General features: G+C 69.8%; 15 protein-coding genes and 1 pseudogene. 11 read left to right on the top strand and 5 right to left on the bottom strand.

Annotation, left to right across the window (positions count from 1 at the left end; all coding sequences use genetic code 11):
- Positions 1-86: 86 nt before the first annotated feature.
- Complete coding sequence (gene pelA, locus AC1D2H_RS00725) at positions 87-1,394, bottom strand: pectate lyase (RefSeq protein ID WP_478009525.1); 1,308 nt, start codon at positions 1,392-1,394, stop codon at positions 87-89.
- A gap of 94 nt (positions 1,395-1,488) precedes the next feature.
- Here pelA and AC1D2H_RS00730 point away from each other — a divergent pair, with 94 nt between their 5' ends.
- The 3 genes and pseudogenes from AC1D2H_RS00730 to AC1D2H_RS00740 all read left to right on the top strand — a co-directional run.
- Positions 1,489-2,874, top strand: coding sequence for a metallophosphoesterase (locus AC1D2H_RS00730; RefSeq protein ID WP_478009526.1), 1,386 nt, complete (start codon positions 1,489-1,491; stop codon positions 2,872-2,874).
- Between the two features lie 194 nt (positions 2,875-3,068).
- Complete coding sequence (locus AC1D2H_RS00735) at positions 3,069-4,508, top strand: S41 family peptidase (RefSeq protein WP_477933095.1); 1,440 nt, start codon at positions 3,069-3,071, stop codon at positions 4,506-4,508.
- Positions 4,509-4,732: 224 nt separating this feature from the next.
- Positions 4,733-4,951: pseudogene (locus AC1D2H_RS00740) on the top strand (helix-turn-helix domain-containing protein); the annotation flags it as partial.
- A 52-nt stretch (positions 4,952-5,003) separates the two neighbouring features.
- Here the strand turns inward: AC1D2H_RS00740 and AC1D2H_RS00745 are convergent.
- Positions 5,004-6,173: an MFS transporter gene (locus tag AC1D2H_RS00745; RefSeq protein ID WP_477933097.1), complete on the bottom strand. Its 1,170-nt coding sequence runs from the start codon at positions 6,171-6,173 to the stop codon at positions 5,004-5,006.
- Positions 6,174-6,255: 82 nt separating this feature from the next.
- Here AC1D2H_RS00745 and AC1D2H_RS00750 point away from each other — a divergent pair, with 82 nt between their 5' ends.
- The 6 genes from AC1D2H_RS00750 to AC1D2H_RS00775 all read left to right on the top strand — a co-directional run bounded on the left by AC1D2H_RS00750 (position 6,256) and on the right by AC1D2H_RS00775 (position 11,787).
- The gene (locus tag AC1D2H_RS00750; RefSeq protein WP_477933099.1) at positions 6,256-7,035 is read left to right on the top strand and encodes a HesA/MoeB/ThiF family protein; all 780 of its coding nucleotides are present in this window, start codon (positions 6,256-6,258) and stop codon (positions 7,033-7,035) included.
- A 181-nt stretch (positions 7,036-7,216) separates the two neighbouring features.
- On the top strand, positions 7,217-8,101 hold the full coding sequence (locus AC1D2H_RS00755) for an LOG family protein (protein ID WP_478009527.1): 885 nt from the start codon (positions 7,217-7,219) through the stop codon (positions 8,099-8,101).
- Entirely contained in the window at positions 8,098-9,018 is a 921-nt protein-coding gene (gene rocF / locus AC1D2H_RS00760) for an arginase (RefSeq protein WP_477933103.1), read from the top strand. Before AC1D2H_RS00755 ends, rocF begins: the two co-directional genes overlap by 4 nt.
- A 7-nt stretch (positions 9,019-9,025) precedes the next feature.
- Positions 9,026-9,859, top strand: a complete 834-nt coding sequence (locus AC1D2H_RS00765) for a phosphodiesterase (protein WP_478009528.1) — start codon at positions 9,026-9,028, stop codon at positions 9,857-9,859.
- A 28-nt stretch (positions 9,860-9,887) separates the two neighbouring features.
- Positions 9,888-11,309, top strand: a complete 1,422-nt coding sequence (locus AC1D2H_RS00770; protein ID WP_478009529.1) for an amidohydrolase family protein — start codon at positions 9,888-9,890, stop codon at positions 11,307-11,309.
- A gap of 52 nt (positions 11,310-11,361) precedes the next feature.
- Positions 11,362-11,787 (top strand): PH domain-containing protein, encoded by a 426-nt coding sequence (locus AC1D2H_RS00775; RefSeq protein ID WP_477933109.1) that lies wholly within the window; start codon positions 11,362-11,364, stop codon positions 11,785-11,787.
- Positions 11,788-11,918: 131 nt separating this feature from the next.
- Here the strand turns inward: AC1D2H_RS00775 and AC1D2H_RS00780 are convergent, their stop codons facing one another.
- Together AC1D2H_RS00780 and AC1D2H_RS00785 are read right to left on the bottom strand one after the other, a co-directional pair.
- Positions 11,919-12,812 carry a hypothetical protein gene (locus AC1D2H_RS00780; protein ID WP_478009530.1) on the bottom strand — a complete coding sequence of 298 codons (894 nt, stop codon included), beginning with the start codon at positions 12,810-12,812 and terminating at the stop codon, positions 11,919-11,921.
- Positions 12,813-12,838: 26 nt separating this feature from the next.
- Entirely contained in the window at positions 12,839-13,660 is an 822-nt protein-coding gene (locus tag AC1D2H_RS00785) for a DUF429 domain-containing protein (protein ID WP_478009531.1), read from the bottom strand.
- 29 nt (positions 13,661-13,689) lie between these two features.
- On the opposite strand from AC1D2H_RS00785, the gene AC1D2H_RS00790 reads away from it, so the two are divergent.
- Complete coding sequence (locus AC1D2H_RS00790; protein ID WP_477933114.1) at positions 13,690-15,396, top strand: GGDEF domain-containing protein; 1,707 nt, start codon at positions 13,690-13,692, stop codon at positions 15,394-15,396.
- On the opposite strand, the gene AC1D2H_RS00795 is transcribed toward AC1D2H_RS00790, so the two are convergent.
- A complete protein-coding gene (locus AC1D2H_RS00795; RefSeq protein ID WP_478009532.1) occupies positions 15,393-16,313 on the bottom strand; it encodes a LysR family transcriptional regulator in 921 nt (306 codons plus the stop codon). The two genes, AC1D2H_RS00790 and AC1D2H_RS00795, sit on opposite strands and share 4 nt — an antisense overlap.
- A 100-nt stretch (positions 16,314-16,413) precedes the next feature.
- Between AC1D2H_RS00795 and AC1D2H_RS00800 the strand changes: the two genes are divergently transcribed.
- Positions 16,414-17,073: an NAD(P)-dependent oxidoreductase gene (locus tag AC1D2H_RS00800; protein ID WP_478009533.1), complete on the top strand. Its 660-nt coding sequence runs from the start codon at positions 16,414-16,416 to the stop codon at positions 17,071-17,073.
- The last annotated feature ends 139 nt before the right edge of the window (positions 17,074-17,212 follow it).

Consider the following 17,212-nt stretch of genomic DNA (forward strand, 5'->3'; position numbering starts at 1 on the left):
GGTTGAACACCCGACGAGGATTTGCAACGCCGCAGACCGCCCAAAGCAGGGATGCGATGCGCGCTAGAGATTCGTTCAGCCTTTCCTCATGGCTTGACCCACCGCGGCGCCCAGACCTTGTCGTAGAACTCCAGCGTCTTCACCGGCGAGGCGCCCCACCAGTTGTAGCCGTTGCGGCGTTCCAGGCTGATGTCGTTGACGTCGTCATGCAGGCTCTTGTCGCGGTCGCCGAACACCGGCTTGAGCGTCTTCACGTCGTAGTAGCGCGCCCACAGCGGCCCGGCACCGGGCTGCACGACGAGGCGACGACCCTGGGCTTCGTCCACCTTGGTCCAGGCGCGGTCGCGCACGGCCAGCGCGCGCAGCATGGCGATGCCCGAGCGCACGGCGTCGACGACGGCTGGCGAGGGCTGCGGCAGGCTCATCAGATAGCCCAGCGCGTGGGCGCTCTCGCCGCTGCTCAGCGCCGGCGGCTCGTAGTTGCGTGCCGAAGCCGGCGCCAGCGTCAACGCGTCGTGCTGCTGGGCCCACAGCGTGGGCTTGCCGTCGATGCGGATCTGCGTGGCCAGCAACAGCTGCACGGCGCGCTTCTCGGCCGCGGCCGCCTCGGCCCGCAGCGGCGCCGGCAGCACGCCCAGGCCGGCCTCGCCGCGGGCCACGGCGCCCATCAGCTCCGCCACGTCGGTGACGGCGTTGTCGTTCATCGTGATGGCGTCGTGATAGCCGCCCTGCAACGGCCACACCTGCGGCCAGCCGCCGTTGGGGAACTGCGCCGCCAGCAGATAGCGCACACCGCGTTCGGCCCCCTGGCGGTAGGCATTGCCGGCCTCGCCGGGCAGGGCCGCAGCCACCTTGGCGAGGAAGCGGGTTTCAGTGATGGTCGCGTCGTTGTCGATGGTGCCGACATAGCTCCACTGCGCATCGTGCGGAAAGTCGAAATCGTCCGCAGGCGGCGGCTTCTTCGGACTGTTGTCGGCCACGAAGGACTGGCCTGGCTGGCGTGGCGCGGCGTCTCTGGGCTGGTTCTTGCCCCAGCCGCCGGCCGGCGTCTGATAGCTCAGCACATTGCGCGCGATGAGCAGGGCGGCGTCGCTGCCGTACCAGTCTGCCGGCTTGTCCAGCGGCATGCTGGCCGCGCCGTCACCACGCGACGCTGGCRGCGCAGGCCAGGTGCTCAGGCCCTTGCGCTCGGCGGCCAGCGCGGCGCGATCGGCCATGCGCTGGGCGTCGGAACGGGCCAGGTAGTCGGCCCAGGCCGCACGCTCGGTAGCCGGCAGCGTGGCAACGCGTTCGGCCGTCAGCGCCTGCGCCGGCGGAATGGTGCCGATCTGCGCGGCAAAGGCCGACGACGAAAGGGCCAGGGCGAGCAGGGTGAGGCGGCTGGCGACGGGCATGGCGGGCGGCAAAGTTACAGGTGGCCCGCAATCTAACGGCTAGCCGCCGTCATGGGCGCGCTAATCTCCCACCGCTCACACAGTTGATCGACACATGATTCATCGCGCGCGTTTCCCGTGGCTCGCGGCCCTGCTGGTGTTTGCCGGCTGCGCCGCACCTCCTCTGCCACCGGCGCCGCCGGCCTCGCCTGCCCAGGTCGGGCTGCAGCAGGCCTGGGTGCAGGCCGTCGCCGGCCCCGCCTGGGCCGTGCGGGCGCTGACGGCCGACGCCGGCTGCCCACGCCTCGTCTGGCCGGAAGGCAGCGCGGCGATGACGCAGCGCAGCGCCCCCGGCGACGAGCCCCCGCCGCCAGGCAACAAGGAGCCCGAGCGCAAGCCGACCGCCTTCACGCTGCGCGCCTGCGAGGCGCCCTGGCCGGGGGGCGTGGCACAGCTGCAGGTGGGGGGTGTCGCCCTGCAGGCACCTGCGGCCGAGGCCCACCGCATCGTCGTCATCGGCGACACCGGCTGCCGCCTCAAGGCCTCGGACCGCGACTTCCAGGGTTGCAACGATGCCTCCGGCTGGCCCTTCCCGCGCGTGCTGGCCCTGGCCCTGGCGCTCAAGCCCGACCTCGTCATCCACGTCGGCGATTACCACTACCGCGAAAGCCCGTGCCCGGCGGACATGGCCATCTGTGCCGGCAGCCCCTGGGGCTATGGCGACGACACCTGGCAGGCCGACTTCTTCCACCCCGCCCGCGCCCTGCTGGCGGCCGCGCCCTGGGTCTTCGTGCGCGGCAACCACGAGGCCTGCGCCCGCGCCGGCCAGGGCTGGCTGCGCTATCTGGACGCAGAAACCGGCCCGGCACGCAGCTGCCAGCCCGCCGGGCCGGGCGCCAACGACGGTGATTTCACGGCGCCATTCGCCGTGCCGCTGTCGTCGCGCAGCCAGCTCATCGTCTTCGATTCCTCGGAGATTGGCAGCCGCACGCCGCCCCGGGAATCGCCGGCCTGGGCCCGCTGGCGCCAGCAGCTCGACCAAGTGGGCGAGCTGGCCCGGGGCAGCGCCCAGAGCGTGTTCGTCAACCACCACCCCAGCCTGGCCTTCAGCCCCAGCCTGACCGGGGCGCCCGGCACGGCCCGATCGGGCCTGACCCCGCTGCTGCAGGACGCCACGCCTGGCCGGCTCTTCCCGCCCGGCGTGCAGGCGACCCTGCACGGCCACATCCACATGCACCAGGCCCTGGGCTTCGCCAGCAATCACCCCGTCACCCTGGTCATCGGCAACGGTGGCTCTGCCGCATCCGGCCGCGTCAACGACGCCGCGGCGCTGAAGCACGAACTGCTACCCGGCGCCCGGCTTGAGACGGTGCGCACCCATACCGATTTCGGGCTGTCGCTGCTGACCGCCACCCCCGAGGGCTGGCAGCTGCAGGCCCTGGACGCCCTCGGCCAACCGCTGTCGACCTGCCGCCTGGCCGGCCAGAAGCTCAGTTGCTGACGGCTACGTCTCGTACCAATGACTTTCGTCAGGCCACACGAGAAGTAACGCCCGCGCATTCCATCACTTCGATACCCGATTTGAAGGGTTTCCGGCAGGTAAATCGATGCCGCGCATAAATCACCGCCGGCTAAACTGGGCCCACCTGTCAAGCTGTTTTTGGCAGGACCTCGTTGATGACAGGACTCGGCCACATGAGCTCCAGATTGAAAGTCGCCGGTTGGGTTGCCCTCGGTGCCGTTGCAGGTGCACTCACCACGATGCAACTCCAGGCCAATGCGCGCAGCAGCCTTTCCCCACTGCCCCTGGACGAAATGCAGCAGCTCGCTGCCGTCTTCGGTCTCGTCAAGAGCGACTACGTCGAATCCGTCGACGAAAAGAAGCTGATCAACGACGCCATCGCCGGCATGGTGTCCGGCCTGGACCCGCACTCCCAGTTCTTCGACAAGAAGACCTTCAAGGAATTCCGTGAAGGCACGACCGGCAAATTCGTCGGCGTCGGCATCGAGATCGGCATGGAAGACGGCCTGGTCAAGATCGTCTCCCCCATCGAAGGCTCGCCCGCCTTCCGCGCCGGCCTGAAGAGCGGCGACATGATCAGCCGCATCGATGACACGGCCGTGCGCGGCATGACCATCGACCAGGCCGTCAAGAAGATGCGCGGCGACCCGTCCACCAAGGTCAGCCTCACCATCTACCGCAAGGCCGAGAACCGCACCTTCCCCGTGACCATCGTGCGCGAGGAAATCAAGGTCCAGAGCGTGCGCGCCAAGGTCGTCGAGCCGGGCTACGCCTGGATCCGCGTCAGCCAGTTCCAGGACCGCACCGTCGACGACTTCGCCAAAAAGCTCGAGGAAATCTACAAGCAGGAGCCCAACCTCAAGGGTCTGGTGCTGGACCTGCGCAACGACCCGGGCGGCCTGTTGGATGCGTCCATCGCCATCTCGGCGGCCTTCCTGCCCAAGGACGTCGAGGTCGTGTCGACCAACGGCCAGATCGCCGAGTCCAAGGCCAGCTACAAGGCCAGCCCCGACGACTACCGCCGCCGCAGCAGCGACGACCCGATCAAGCGCCTGCCCGCCGCCTTGAAGAACGTGCCGCTGGTGGTGCTCGTCAACGAAGGCTCGGCCAGCGCCAGCGAGATCGTCGCCGGCGCCCTGCAGGATCACCAACGCGCCACCGTCATGGGTGCCCAGACCTTCGGCAAGGGCTCGGTGCAGACCGTGCGCCAGCTGGGCCCGGAAACGGCACTGAAGATCACCACGGCGCGCTACTACACGCCGAGCGGCCGCTCCATCCAGGCCAAGGGCATTGTGCCCGACGTGCTGCTGGACGAAACCGCCGAAGGCAATGTCTTCGCTGCCCTGCGCATGCGTGAGGCCGACCTCGAGAAACACCTGAACAACGGCCCCGAGGCTGAAGAGACCGAAGCCCGCACCAAGGCCCGCGAGGAAGCGCGCCAGAAGCTGGAAGCCGAGTACGCCAAGCGCGCCGAGCCGCCCAAGCCCCTGCCCGAGTTCGGTTCGACCGAAGACTTCCCGCTGATGCAAGCGCTGAACAAGCTCAAGGGCCAGCCTGTCATCGCCTCCAAGTCGGCCGTCGAGCGCAAGGCCGAAGCCAAGACGCCCGAGTAACCGGAGTCGTACACCTCATTGAAAACGGGCCTCAGATTGAGGCCCGTTTTTTTATTGGGTTGGCTTTGCCTGGGACTTCATGACTCGCGTGCAGTGAGCCGGGAGTCCGCCCCGGCAGGGCGGCTAACCTTTCTCTGACGCGCTGTATAGACCGGGGACATAGGTAACGGGTGTGCCAGGACATGGGTAACGCTTTGGGGGTTTAGAAGCCCCGGAAGAAGCCCATGGTCTGGACGGAGAAGAGCACCGTGTCCCTGCGTCAAGAATTCGTGCACCTGGCCCGCCAGGACGGCGCCAACGTGCGAGCGCTGTGTCGTCAGTTCGGCATCAGCCCCAAGACCGGCTACAAGTGGCTCGGCCGCTTCGAGCTCGCCCAGGGCGATGTTCAGGCGTTGCATGACCGCAGCCGCCGCCCGCTGATCAGCCCCGCTCGCAGCTGCGATGCCACCGAGCAGGCCGTGCTGGCCAAACAACCTTCAGCGCCTCAGAAGCACCTCAGCGCCGCCCCCAAGCCACCATCAACGCCCCCGCCGCAGCGGCAGCGCCCAGCGCAGGCACCGCCCTCCATCCAAACGACGCCAACAGCACAGACCCCAGCGCCGCACCGCTGGCCATGCCGACGAACATCGAGCTGACGAGCACGGCATTGAGCCGGCTGCGCGAGGCCGGGTCCAGGCTATAGACCACGCTCTGGTGCGACACCAATGCCGCCTGCACGCCCAGGTCGAACACGATCGCCACGCCCACCAGAAGCCACAGCGACGCCGGCGCCAGGGCCTGCACGGCGAAGGCGATGAAGACCAGCAGCGCGCCGACGCGGATGACGGCCTGTGGGCCGCGCTGGTCCGCCATGCCGCCGGCCAAAGGTGCCGCCAGGGCCCCGGCCGCGCCGGCCAGGCCGAAGGCGCCGGCCACGGCGCTGCCCTGGCCGAACTCCGGCCCCGCCAGCACCAGGGCCAGCGTCGACCAGAAAGCGCTGAAGGCCACGCTCAGCAGCCCCTGGGCCAGGGCGGCCCGCCGCAGCGCGGGATGCCTGACCCACAGGCCCGCCATGGACGCCAGCAGCGCGCCATAGCCCGCCTGCGTCGCCGGCACGAAGCGCGGCAGGCCACGCCACAGCAGCGGGATCAGGGCCGCCACCGCCACGGCGGCCACCGCATAGACGGCGCGCCAGCCGGCCAGGGCCGCCAGCGCACCGCTGGCCACGCGCGAAAGCAGGATGCCCAGCAGCAGGCCGGTCATGACCTGGCCCACGCGCTTGCCGCGCTCGGCCTCGGGCGCCAGCGTGGCCACGGCGGGCACGATGTCCTGGGCCAGCGTCGCCGTCAGGCCGATGGCCACGCAGGCCACGCACAGGGCCGCAAAGCCGGGCGCGAGCGCGGCGAAGGCCAGCGCCGCCACCAGCGCGACCGCCTTGACGAGGATGATGCGGCGCCGGTCGAAACGGTCTCCCAGCGGTGACAGCAGCAGGATGGCCGCCGCATAGCCGAGCTGGGTCAGCGTGGGCAGCAGGCCGATGGTGGCGCTGCCGACACCGAACTGCCCGGACAGCAGGCCGAGCAAAGGCTGCACGTAATACAGGGATGCGACGGCCAGGCCGGTGGCCGTGGCCATCAGCAACGTCAGCGCCGGGCTGAGGGGGGTGATTTCGGATGTGGATGGCATGGGCCCGGCAGTGTCGGCCCGCAGCCCAAGCCCTTGCCCGGCCGCGGGTCTCATGCAGATGGCGTAGAGCTATCCTGACGCCATGACCGACGACGATCTGCTGCGCTACTCCCGCCATCTGATGCTCGACGAGATCGGCATCGAGGGCCAGCAGCGCCTGCTCGACGCCAGTGCCCTCGTCATCGGCGCCGGCGGCCTGGGCTCGCCGGTGGCGCTCTACCTGGCCTCCGCCGGCGTCGGCCACATCACCCTGGTCGACCACGACACGGTGTCGCTGACCAATCTGCAGCGCCAGATCGCCCACGACATGGGCAGCCTGGAGCGGCTGAAGGTCGAGTCCGCCGCCGCGCGCATGGCGGCCCTGAACCCCGGCGTGCAGGTGCGCGCCCTGGCTCAGAAGGCCGATGCCACCCTGCTCGATGACGAAGTCCCGCGCGTGGACGTCGTCATCGACTGCACCGACAACTTCGCCACCCGCCATCTCGTCAACGCCGCCTGCGTGCGCCACGCCAGGCCGCTGGTGTCGGGCGCGGCCATTGGTTTCGACGGCCAGATCAGCGTCTATGACAGCCGCTCCCGCGAGCTGCCCTGCTATGCCTGCCTGTTCCCGCCCGAGTCCGGTTTCGAGGACGTGGCCTGCGCCACCATGGGCGTGTTCGCGCCGCTGGTGGGCATCGTCGGCAGCATGCAGGCCGCCGAGGCGCTGAAGCTGCTGGCCGGCATCGGCGAGCCGCTGGCCGGGCGACTGCTGATGCTGGACGGCCGGCGCATGCAGTGGAGCGAGATCGCCATGCAGCGCGACCCCGAATGCTCCGTCTGCAGCGGCGAATATGGAACCCCTCGTCCGGCCTCGCCTCGCTGAACGCGGGCGCCCCCAGCCGGTCCCCCGAGGGGACGAGGCCGCTCACGGCATTGAGCCGCTAGCGGCCCCTGGCGGGCCGGCTTGGGAGCGGCCCGGCGCTCGGCCCCGGATTTCATGCAGCGGTGGCTTCGGAATGAAGCACAAAATCCAGCGCTGACCTGCCCACAATCTCTCTCGCCCCATGAAGCCCACCGACGTCCCGACGCGCAACTTCCCGACCGCCAAGGAAGAGTGCCGCGACCTGCCCCCTCACCCTGACTACGACGGCCCGGGCGCCGCCTACAACCTGGCCTTCAAGGACGAGACCTTCCTGCTGCGCCAGGACATGCGCGCCGTGCGCATGCAGCTGGAGCTGATGAAGCCCGAGCTGCTGCAGAACGAGCACGGCGTCAAATCCACCATCGTCATCTTCGGCAGCGCCCGCATCCTGTCCGAAGAGGCCGCTCAGGCCCTGCTGACGGTGGCCGAGGACCGCGGCGACGAGGCCGGCGCGCTGCGCGCCCGACGCCACCTCGCCATGAGCCGCTACTACGAGGAAGCACGCCGCTTCGCCCAGATCGCGACGGCCGCCTGTGTCGAGCGCGGCAACCATGTCGTCATCGCCACCGGCGGCGGCCCCGGCATCATGGAAGCCGGCAACCGCGGCGCCTACGAGATGGGTGGCAAGAGCGTCGGCCTGAACATCGTGCTGCCGCATGAGCAGTACCCCAACCCCTACATCACGCCGGAGCTGTGCTTCCGCTTCCACTATTTTGGCCTGCGCAAGATGCATTTCCTGATGCGCGCCTTGGCCCTGGTGTGCTTCCCCGGCGGCTTCGGCACGCTGGATGAACTGTTCGAGACGCTGACGCTGATCCAGACCAAGAAGAGCCGGCCCCGCCCCATCCTGCTGTTCGGACGCGAGTTCTGGACCAAGCTCCTCAACATCGAGTGGCTGATCGAGACCGGCATGATCAAGCCCGAAGACCAGCAGCTCTTCCACTACGTCGAGACGGCCGAAGAAGCCTGGGCCGTGCTCGAATCCCAACCCGAACTTGCCACGCCCGCGAGCCCAGCCAAGCCATGACCAAACTCCGCAATGTCTCCCTGATCGGCGCCCCCACCGACATCGGCGCCGGTGCCCGCGGCGCCAGCATGGGCCCCGAAGCCATGCGCGTGGCCGGCCTGGCCGAGGCCCTGCGTGCCCGCGGCGTCGACGTGGTCGACCGCGGCAACCTCAGCGGCCCGTCCAACCCCTGGCTGCCGCCGACCGAGGGCTACCGCCATCTGCAGGAAGTGGTGGCCTGGAACCAGACCGTTCACGACGCCGTCTACAACGAGCTCAAGACCGGCCGCATGCCCATCCTGCTCGGCGGCGACCACTGCCTGGGCCTGGGCTCCATCAGCGCCGTGGCCCGCCACTGCCGTGATGCCGCCAAGAAGCTGCGCGTGCTGTGGCTGGACGCCCATGCCGACTTCAACACCAGCGAGCTGACGCCCAGCGGCAACATCCACGGCATGCCGGTCGCCTGCCTGTGCGGCTTCGGCCCCAAGGAGCTCATCGAGATCGGCGGCCATGTGCCGGCCATCTCGCCGAAGTGGATCCGCCAGATCGGCATCCGCAGCGTCGACGAGGGCGAACGCGCCTTCGTGCACGAGCACGACCTGGAAGTGTTCGACATGCGCTTCATCGACGAGATGGGCATGCGCCACACCATGGAGCTGGCGCTGGCGACTCTGGACGACAACACCCATCTGCACGTCAGCTTCGACGTCGACTTCCTCGACCCGGTGATGGCGCCCGGCGTCGGCACGACGGTCGGCGGCGGCCCGACCTATCGCGAAGCCCATCTGTGCATGGAGATGATCGCCGACACCGGCCGCATGGCCTCCATGGACCTGATGGAGCTGAACCCGGCGCTGGACGAGAAGAACCGCACCGCGTTGGTGGCGGTCGACCTCATCGAAAGCTTGTTCGGCAAGAGCACCTTGATGAGGAAGTGATGGCGCCATGGACGCCACGCCCTATCTGCTCGTCCAGCTCAGCGACCCGCACATCACGCATCCGGGCCGGCTGATCTGCGGCCGCGTCGACACGGCCGCGGCGCTGCGCCATGCGGTCGAGCGCGTGCTGCAGATCAAGCCACGCCCCGTTGCCGTGCTGATCAGCGGCGACCTCGTCGACGCCGGCCACCCGGCCGAGTACGCGCTGCTGCGCGACCTGCTCGCGCCGCTGATCGAGGCTGGCCTGCCGCTCGCGCTGCTGCCCGGCAACCACGATGCGCGCGGCCCGCTGCAGCAGGCCTTTGCGGGCCTGCTCAAGGTGTTCTGCGGCGATGCCGGYGCGCCGGCCATCCAGTACGCGCTGGACCTGCCCGGCCCGCTGCGCCTGGTCGTGCTCGACAGCCTCGTCGATGGCCGGCCCGAAGGCGGCCTGGACGAAGCCCGGCTCGCCCAGGCCGAAGCCCTGCTGGCCGAACGCCCTTCCATGCCCACCCTGGTCGCCCTGCACCACCCGCCCCACACGACAGGCCTGGCGGTGATGGACGGCATGGCTCTGCAGCAGGGCCTGGCTGGCTTCGAGGCGCTGATCGCCCGCCACCCGCAGGTGCAGCGCGTCGTCTGCGGCCATCTGCACCGCATGACGCTGGGCCGCATCGCCCACGCCACCTCGCTCAGCGCGCCGTCCACGGCCCATCAAGTGGCACTGGATCTCGCACCCGATGCGCCGCTGGCCATCGCGCTGGAGCCGGCGGGCTGGCTCATCCATGCCTGGGGGCCGGGCCTGCCCCTGGTCAGCCACCTCGCCCACGCAGGTCACCCCGAGGTCATCCCCGATCTCTGAGCGCGATGGCCGTGCGAGGATGCTTCGCATGAAGAAGCCCAGCCTCCTCCTCGCTGCCCTGCTCTGTACGGCCGCCCTCGCGCAAACGCCCGCACCGCCCAGCGACACCGAGCGCTTCACCCTCTTCAACGCCCCCGTCACGCTGCTGCGCAACGCCCAGCTCTACGACGGCACGGGCAGTGCGCCGCGCGAGCACATGAGCGTGCTGATCCGCGATGGCCGCATCGTCTCGGTCGCCCCCGACGCCGAGCTCAAGACCCCCGCCGGCGCGCTGGTGAAGGACCTCGCCGGTGGCGCGCTGATGCCCGGCTTCGTGCTGCTGCACGAGCACCTGTTCTACCCGACCGAGCGCGGCAGCTACGGTGCCTTCTTCCAGAGCTTCCCGCTGCTGTACTTGGCCGGCGGCGTGACGACGATGCGCACGGCCGGCAGCATGAGCCCCTATGCCGACCTCAACACCTGGAAGGACATCCGCGACGGCAAGGCACCCGGCCCCGACCTGGACGTGACGGCCCCCTTCCTGAACGGCATCCAGGCCTTCGTGGCCCAGGTGCCGCGCCTCGTCAACGCCGAGGACGCCGTGCGCCAAGTAGGCTACTGGGCCGACGTCGGCGCGACCTCGTACAAGGGCTATATGCATCTGACGCGCGAGCAGCTCGACGCGATCGTCAAGGCCGCCCACGAACGCAAGGCCAAGGTCACGGCCCATCTCTGCGCGGTGACCTATGCCGAAGCGACAGCCATGGGCATCGACAACCTCGAGCATGGCTTCTTCGCGTCCAGCGATTTCGTCGACGGCAAACAGGCCGACGCCTGCCCCAGCGGCGACGCCGTGCCCAAGTCCCTCGATGCCCTCGCCGTCGACGACCCGCGCATGGCCGCCCTGCAGCGCCAGATGATTGAGCGCAAGGTGGCGCTGACGTCGACGCTGACCATCTTCGAAACCTTCTCCTACGGCCGCCCCATGGCCCCGGCCGCGGCGCTTGACCTCTTGATGCCGCAGCTGCGCGAGCAATACGTCGGGCGCTACACCGCCATCCAGCGCGGCGGCCCCAACCCGCATGGCCGCATCTTCCCGAAGAACATGGTGTGGGAGAAGCGCTTTCACGACGCCGGCGGCCTGCTCGTCGCCGGCACCGACCCGACGGGCTATGGCGGCGTCATCCCGGGCTGGTCGTCGCTGCGCCAGTTCGAGCTGCTGCGCGAGGCCGGCTTCGACGCGGCGGCGGCGGTCAAGGTCATGACGGCCAACGGCGCGACCTACCTGGGCCGCACGGCCGACATCGGCCGCATCGCCCCGGGCCTGCGCGCCGACCTGATTGCCTTTGCCACACCGCTGGATGCGGCCAAGCCGGCTTTGCCTGAAGTGGCGTGGACGATGAAGGCCGGCCGCGCCTGGGACCGGGCCAAGATCCTGAATGCCTGGAAGGGGCAGGTGGGACTGCGCTGACGGGCGCCAAGCTTTCAGCCCCCGGGCACCTTCCAGAGAAAAGGATCTCACCATGTCCAGCTATGTCGATGAAGTTCTCGTGCCCGGCGAACAAGTCGTTCACCTCGGGCGTACCAGCCTGTGGTCGGTCTGGCACCTGTTGCTGTTCGGGCTGCTGTTGCTGCCTGCCTTCGGGCTGGGGCTCATCCTGTGGGGCGTTGCCTACGTGCGCATCCGCTCCACCGAGGTGGCCGTGACCACCAAGCGCTTGATCGTCAAGCACGGCTTCATCCGTCGCCACACCATCGAGATCAACATCAACAAGGTGGAGAGCATCCAGGTCGATCAGTCGCTGGTGGGTCGCATGCTCAACTTCGGCACGCTGGTCATCGCGGGCACGGGCTCATCCCATGCGCCCATTGACGGCATCGCGGAGCCGCTGGCCTTCCGCCGCGCCTTCGTCGAAGCGCAGGACGCGGCGCACGGCAACCCGCCTTAGGCCTGCAGACGTACGCACGCGATGGCCCAGGGGCCGACCTCGGCGCGATGCAGTACTGGGGCTTGTCGGACGTCGACGACGCCGAGCTGGAGCGCTTTGCCACGGCCTGGCGCGCGGCGGCGGCGCGCTAGCTAGCGTGCCTCGATGACACGCCGGATCGCCGCACCCGGCGCCGCGTCGTCCAGCCGCACGCCGTCACCCTCGGCCACCACGCCCAGCTCGCGCCACAGCGCGGCGAGGTCGACGGGCATGGCCGTGTCCTTCATGTCGCGATAGAGCTCGGTCAGCACCGTCTGGCCGACGGCGGCATCGGCCACGGCCAGCAGGCGCTTGACGCTCCAGTCCTGGCCATAGTGGCCGCCCGCCGCCTGCACGCCCTGCAGGGCCTGCCGCAACCCCGCGCGGCCACCGCTGGCCCGCAGCATGCGCACATCGGCCTGTAGGCAGAAGATGGCGCCGCCCCAGTAGAGACGGCCCCAGCTGTGCGTGCCGTCGAGGCCGCCATCGCCGCGGGCGGGCAGGCCTTGCGGCATGCCGCGGACCAGCTCGGTCCAGAGCTGCATGACCGGCGTGATGCCGGCGCGCGCACGCGCCACCGTCTCGACATAGGTCGCCAGCCCTTCGTGCAGCCAGGTGTGCGCACGCGGCAGATTGGGCACGCTCAGGTGCACCAGTTCATGCACCAGCACCCAGTCGTTCAGAAAGCGCGCGGCGACGGTTTGCCGGCCCACCCGCACGCTGACGAAGGGCTGAGGGTCGACATCGGTCCAGCCGCCGTTGATGCCTTCGCCGGGAGCCGCCCGCAGGCGCAGCTCGATGCGTGGCTGGGGCTGGCGGCCGAAATAGCCCGCCAGCGCGGCCACGCTGCGCGCGACCCAGAGGTCGATCTCGCGCCGGGTGTTGGCAGGGAAGTCGCCGTCCAGCAGCAGCGCCACCTCGCCCGAGGGCAGGCGCAGACTGTCGGCCCTGGCATGCAGAGGCAGCAGGCCGAACAGCGTGCTGACACAGAGATTGCGGCGGTTCATGAGGGCTCGGCGTGATGATGCTTCGCTCAGGCGCTGACGATCCACCCCTCGAGCGGATCGACAGCCTCCGGCCAACCATGGCGCGGCTGCTGCGCCGCCCAAGCTGCCTGCAGCATCGCCAGCACCGCATCCAGGCTGTCGCCGCTGGCGTCCGCCACCAGTTCGTCGCGCTGCGCGTGGCTGAGCTTGAGGCGCAGCCCCAGCCGCGTGCGGCCCTGCTCCAGGCCCTCGACGATGTCCTTGCGCGCGATCAGCCGTTCGGGCGTCTGCGCGGCCTTGGTGTCGCTCTTGTAGGAGCGCCTGCCAATCAGTTCGCGCGCCAGCAGGCCCGGGTAGGCCTCCAGCGCGACGCGGCTGGCGTCGCCGTCCAGATGGCCGGCCAGATGCACGCCGGCCTGGATCAACCTCGGCACACCGGCATGCAGCATCCAGGCCACCGGCGGGTTGACCCACTTCATGCTCGGGCTGGCGCCGGCCGGCCCGTCGCAGGCGCGATGGGCGAACTTGGACCCTGCCGGCCGCGCGTCGCAGAAGGCGGCGAAGCGCGCGCGGATTTCTTCGCGACTCAGGCCGGCGTAGAGCGCCATCAGCGCGGCGTAGTCGGTCGGCCAGCCCAGTTGCTCGACGAGCTCACGCGGCAGGCCGAAGGGCAGGTCGAAGCCGGCCACCCAAGGGCCGGGGCGGGCCACCCAGGTGGAAAACTCGTCCAGGTCATGTAGCGCTACCAATCCTGTCAGGCGCACAACAGAACCATGGCGCTGGCCGCCGGCGACCCGGATTGGCTTGCTACGGCGGGGTGCACTCGTGAAGTCGACCCCGAAAACAGCTGTGTCGCTCATGGGCGGCATTCTGGGCCTAGGCAGAATCGCCTGATTCCATGTCAGACCTGCTAGACCTCCCCGCACTGCCTGCCGAAGACACCGGTTTTGACACCGCCGCCTTCGACGAGGGCTTTGCCGCCGCGCGCCTGCGCGCCGCGACGGGGGGCTACCAGGCGTCCAGCGAGGCCCTGGAGCAGCTGCTGCTGACCTGCCCGCTGACCCAGCTGCGCCGGCGTGCCGAGGCCCTGGCGCTGCTGGCCCATCAATACCCGCGCCTGGGCCGGTTGACGGCCAGTGCGCGCTGCGCCACCGAGGCCCTGAGCCTGGCCGAGCGGCTGGCCGACGACGCCCTGCTGGCCGACGCGCTGACCTCCGAGGCCTTCATCTACGGCCAGTTGCTGATGGGCCGCGAGGCGCTGGAATCCGGCATGAAGGCGCTGGCGGCGGCGCGCCGTGCCGCCGACCCCACCCGCGAAGCCTGGGCGCTGAACCGCCTGGGCGTGGCCTATTCCAGCCTGGACAACCCAGCCCAAGCCTGCGCCTCGACCGACCAGGCGCTGGAGATCGCCGCCCTCACCGACTGCGCCGAGGTGCTGTTCTCCTGCCACAACAACCTGGCCTATTTCTGGCTGCGCCGCGTCGAGGAGGCCCGGACCTGCGGCGAAACCGCCGTGCTGGCGGAAGCCGTGGCCAGCGCACGCCGCACCGCCGAGCAGGCCACCGTGCTGGCGCGCCAGTCGGGCAGCCCCTTCCAGGTGGCGGTGGCCGTGTCTAACCTCGTCAATGCGCTGCTGGCCGGCGGCCTGCTCGACGAAGCCCTGCCGCTGCTGAACGAATTCGGCCATCTCGCCCACGACCACGGCTACCGCACGCTGGCCATCGAAGCCGACGCGCAGCGCGCCGTCTTCCTGCGCCTCAAGGGCGAACCGCTGCAGGCCGCGCGCATCCTGGAGGCGCTGCTGCACGCCGCCGTCGAGCCGCCGCCCAAGCTGCGCCGCCTGCTGATCCGCTCGCTCTACGAGACCCACAAGGCCTGCGGCCAATACCGTGAGGCCCTCGCCTGGCTGGAGGAACTCGTCGGCCTGGACCGCCAGATCACGCGCGACAACCTCGTGCTGCAGACCGAGGTCATCCTGATCCGCGATCAGGTCGAGCAGGCCCAGGCCCGCGCCGACAGCGCCACCGCCGACGCCCGCCGCGAGCGCGCCCGCGCCGTCCACCTCGAGACCGAGCAGGCGCGCCTGCGCGAGCACGCCATGGCCCTGGACCGCGCCGCCCACGAGGACGTGCTGACCGGCCTGCACAACCGCCGCCACGCCGAGTTCGCCCTGCCCCTGCTGGTGGAGGGAGCGCGCATGGCCAACCAGGTCATCAGCGTCGCCGCGCTGGACGTCGATCACTTCAAGAAGATCAACGACACCCATGGCCACGCCGTCGGCGACGCCGTGCTGCAGCAGCTCGCCCAGCTGCTGCGCCACCGCCTGCGCAGCGCCGACCTGATGGCCCGCATCGGCGGCGAGGAATTTTTAGCCGTGCTGGTGGGCATCGCGCCGCAGCAGGCCGCCGAGATCTGCGAACGCCTGCGCCTGGCCGTCGTCGAGCATGACTGGGCCGCCATCACGCCCGGCCTGCTCGTGCGCATCAGCGTCGGCATCTCGGGCGGCGCGCCGCTGCAGCATCAAGGCGACAGCCTGCTCAACCGTGCGGACCAGGCTCTCTACGCGGCCAAGCGGGGTGGGCGGAATCGGGTGCACGTCGACTAGACAAGCCCCGGCAGCGTCGCGAAATACCGCTTCAGCGCCTCGATCGCCACCCTCACCTTGGCCGGTTCGCCTTCGCGCTTCGGCGTAACCGCCACCGCGGGCATCGGCGTGAAGCGCCATTGCGGCAGCAGCCGCACCAAGGTGCCGCGCGACAGCGCCAACAGCACGTCTGAATAGCCCAGGCGCGCAATGCCCAGGCCCTGCTCGCACATCTGCTGCAACGCCACATGGTTGTTGCTGGCGATACGCACGGGCACCTGCAGGCGCTGGCTTTCGCCGCCGGCGCCGTGCAGCAGCAGGGCAATGGTCGGCGCGGCGTCCGAGGTGTCCTGCGCCTCGCGGGCCCAGGCCAGCCAGTCGAAACCAAGCAGATCGGCTGGCGTCGCTGGCTCGCCGTGGCGCTCGACATAGCTCGGCGCCGCGCACAGCACCATCTCGATCTCGCACAGCGGCCGCGCCACCCAGTTGGAGTCGGCGAGCTGGCCGACGCGCACCGCGATGTCGATGCGGGCGTCGATGAGGTCGATCATGGCGTCGTCCACCAGCAAGCGCAGCCGCAGCTGCGGCGACTGCGCCAGCACCGGCGCCAGCGCCTGGGCGATATGCGCCGCAAAGCCGACGGGTGCAGCGACGCGCAACTCGCCGCTGGGCGCGTCACGCGCGTGGGCCAGCGAATCCGCCGCCGCGCGGGCCGCCTCGACGAGGCGCAGGCAGTGCGGGTAGCAGCGCTCGCCGGCCTCGGTCAGCGCGAGCTTTCGGGTCGAGCGGTGCAGCAGCGTCACGCCCATCTGGCGCTCCAGCGTGCGCAGCGTCTGACTGACGGCCGAGGCGCTCATGCCCAGGCGCCGCCCGGCCGCGCTCATGGAGCCGGCGGCCACGGTTTCGGCGAACACGGCAAAGGGCTTGAGCTCGTCCATCTTCAACTCCTGCTTCAAGGTCTTGGCGATTTTGGCCGTCTTATCGCCAGATCTTGAAGCCCATATCGTTCACTCATCACTTCACCCTTTGGAGAACACCATGAACATCGCCCTCATCGGCCCCACCGGCTTCGTTGGCAGCGCCGTGCTGGCCGAACTGCTGCGACGCGGCCATCAGGTCACGGCACTGACCCGCGACCCCGCCAAGCTGGAAGCCCGCCCGGGCCTGACGGCCGTCGCTGCCGACGCCTACGACGCCAACGCCGTGACGACCGCCGTGCATGGCCACGACGCCGTCGTGTCGGCCTTCAATCCGGGCTGGAACGAGGCCGAGCTCTATGACAAGTTCCTGCGCGGCGCCACCGCCATCACCCAGGGCGTGGAGGCCAGCGGCGTGAAGCGCCTGCTTGTCGTCGGCGGGGCGGGCAGCCTCTTCGTGGCACCCGGCGTGCAACTCGTGGACACGCCGGACTTCGCCAGCCATGTGCCGGCCAACATCGTGCCCGGCGCCCGCGCCGCCCGTGACCACCTGACGGCCCTGCGCGGCAACACCGCGCTGGACTGGACCTTCCTGAGCCCGCCGGCCCTGTTGGCGCCGGGCGCACGCAGCGGCGGCTACCGTGTCGGCGGCGAGCAGCTGCTGATGGCGGGCGACGCCCCCGCCGGCATCACGGTGGCCGACCTGGCCGTGGCCATTGCCGACGAGATCGAGCAGCCGCACCATCAGCGCGCCCGCTTCACGGTTGCCGCGCTCGCGTAGGGCTGCACTGACGATCGCATGCGGCCTCGCTCACCTGTGCAGTCGACGGCGTTCGACTAGATTGGAGTTGTCGCGAGCCAGAGTTGCAGCTGAAGAGTTGCTCTACAGGCGCTGACCGACACCAGGGCCCGATGCCTGA

Source organism: Roseateles sp. P1_C1_2, from assembly GCF_056406535.1.

Excerpts from the sequence above, each read along its gene's own strand:
- AC1D2H_RS00780 (WP_478009530.1), bottom strand. The coding sequence starts at position 12,812 with ATGAACCGCCGCAATCTCTGTGTCAGCACGCTGTTCGGCCTGCTGCCT.
- AC1D2H_RS00750 (WP_477933099.1), top strand. The coding sequence starts at position 6,256 with ATGACCGACGACGATCTGCTGCGCTACTCCCGCCATCTGATGCTCGAC.
- AC1D2H_RS00785 (WP_478009531.1), bottom strand. The coding sequence starts at position 13,660 with ATGCCGCCCATGAGCGACACAGCTGTTTTCGGGGTCGACTTCACGAGT.
- rocF (WP_477933103.1), top strand. The coding sequence starts at position 8,098 with ATGACCAAACTCCGCAATGTCTCCCTGATCGGCGCCCCCACCGACATC.
- AC1D2H_RS00790 (WP_477933114.1), top strand. The coding sequence starts at position 13,690 with ATGTCAGACCTGCTAGACCTCCCCGCACTGCCTGCCGAAGACACCGGT.
- AC1D2H_RS00745 (WP_477933097.1), bottom strand. The coding sequence starts at position 6,173 with ATGCCATCCACATCCGAAATCACCCCCCTCAGCCCGGCGCTGACGTTG.
- AC1D2H_RS00755 (WP_478009527.1), top strand. The coding sequence starts at position 7,217 with ATGAAGCCCACCGACGTCCCGACGCGCAACTTCCCGACCGCCAAGGAA.
- AC1D2H_RS00735 (WP_477933095.1), top strand. The coding sequence starts at position 3,069 with ATGAGCTCCAGATTGAAAGTCGCCGGTTGGGTTGCCCTCGGTGCCGTT.
- AC1D2H_RS00770 (WP_478009529.1), top strand. The coding sequence starts at position 9,888 with ATGAAGAAGCCCAGCCTCCTCCTCGCTGCCCTGCTCTGTACGGCCGCC.
- AC1D2H_RS00775 (WP_477933109.1), top strand. The coding sequence starts at position 11,362 with ATGTCCAGCTATGTCGATGAAGTTCTCGTGCCCGGCGAACAAGTCGTT.
- AC1D2H_RS00730 (WP_478009526.1), top strand. The coding sequence starts at position 1,489 with ATGATTCATCGCGCGCGTTTCCCGTGGCTCGCGGCCCTGCTGGTGTTT.
- AC1D2H_RS00800 (WP_478009533.1), top strand. The coding sequence starts at position 16,414 with ATGAACATCGCCCTCATCGGCCCCACCGGCTTCGTTGGCAGCGCCGTG.
- AC1D2H_RS00795 (WP_478009532.1), bottom strand. The coding sequence starts at position 16,313 with ATGGACGAGCTCAAGCCCTTTGCCGTGTTCGCCGAAACCGTGGCCGCC.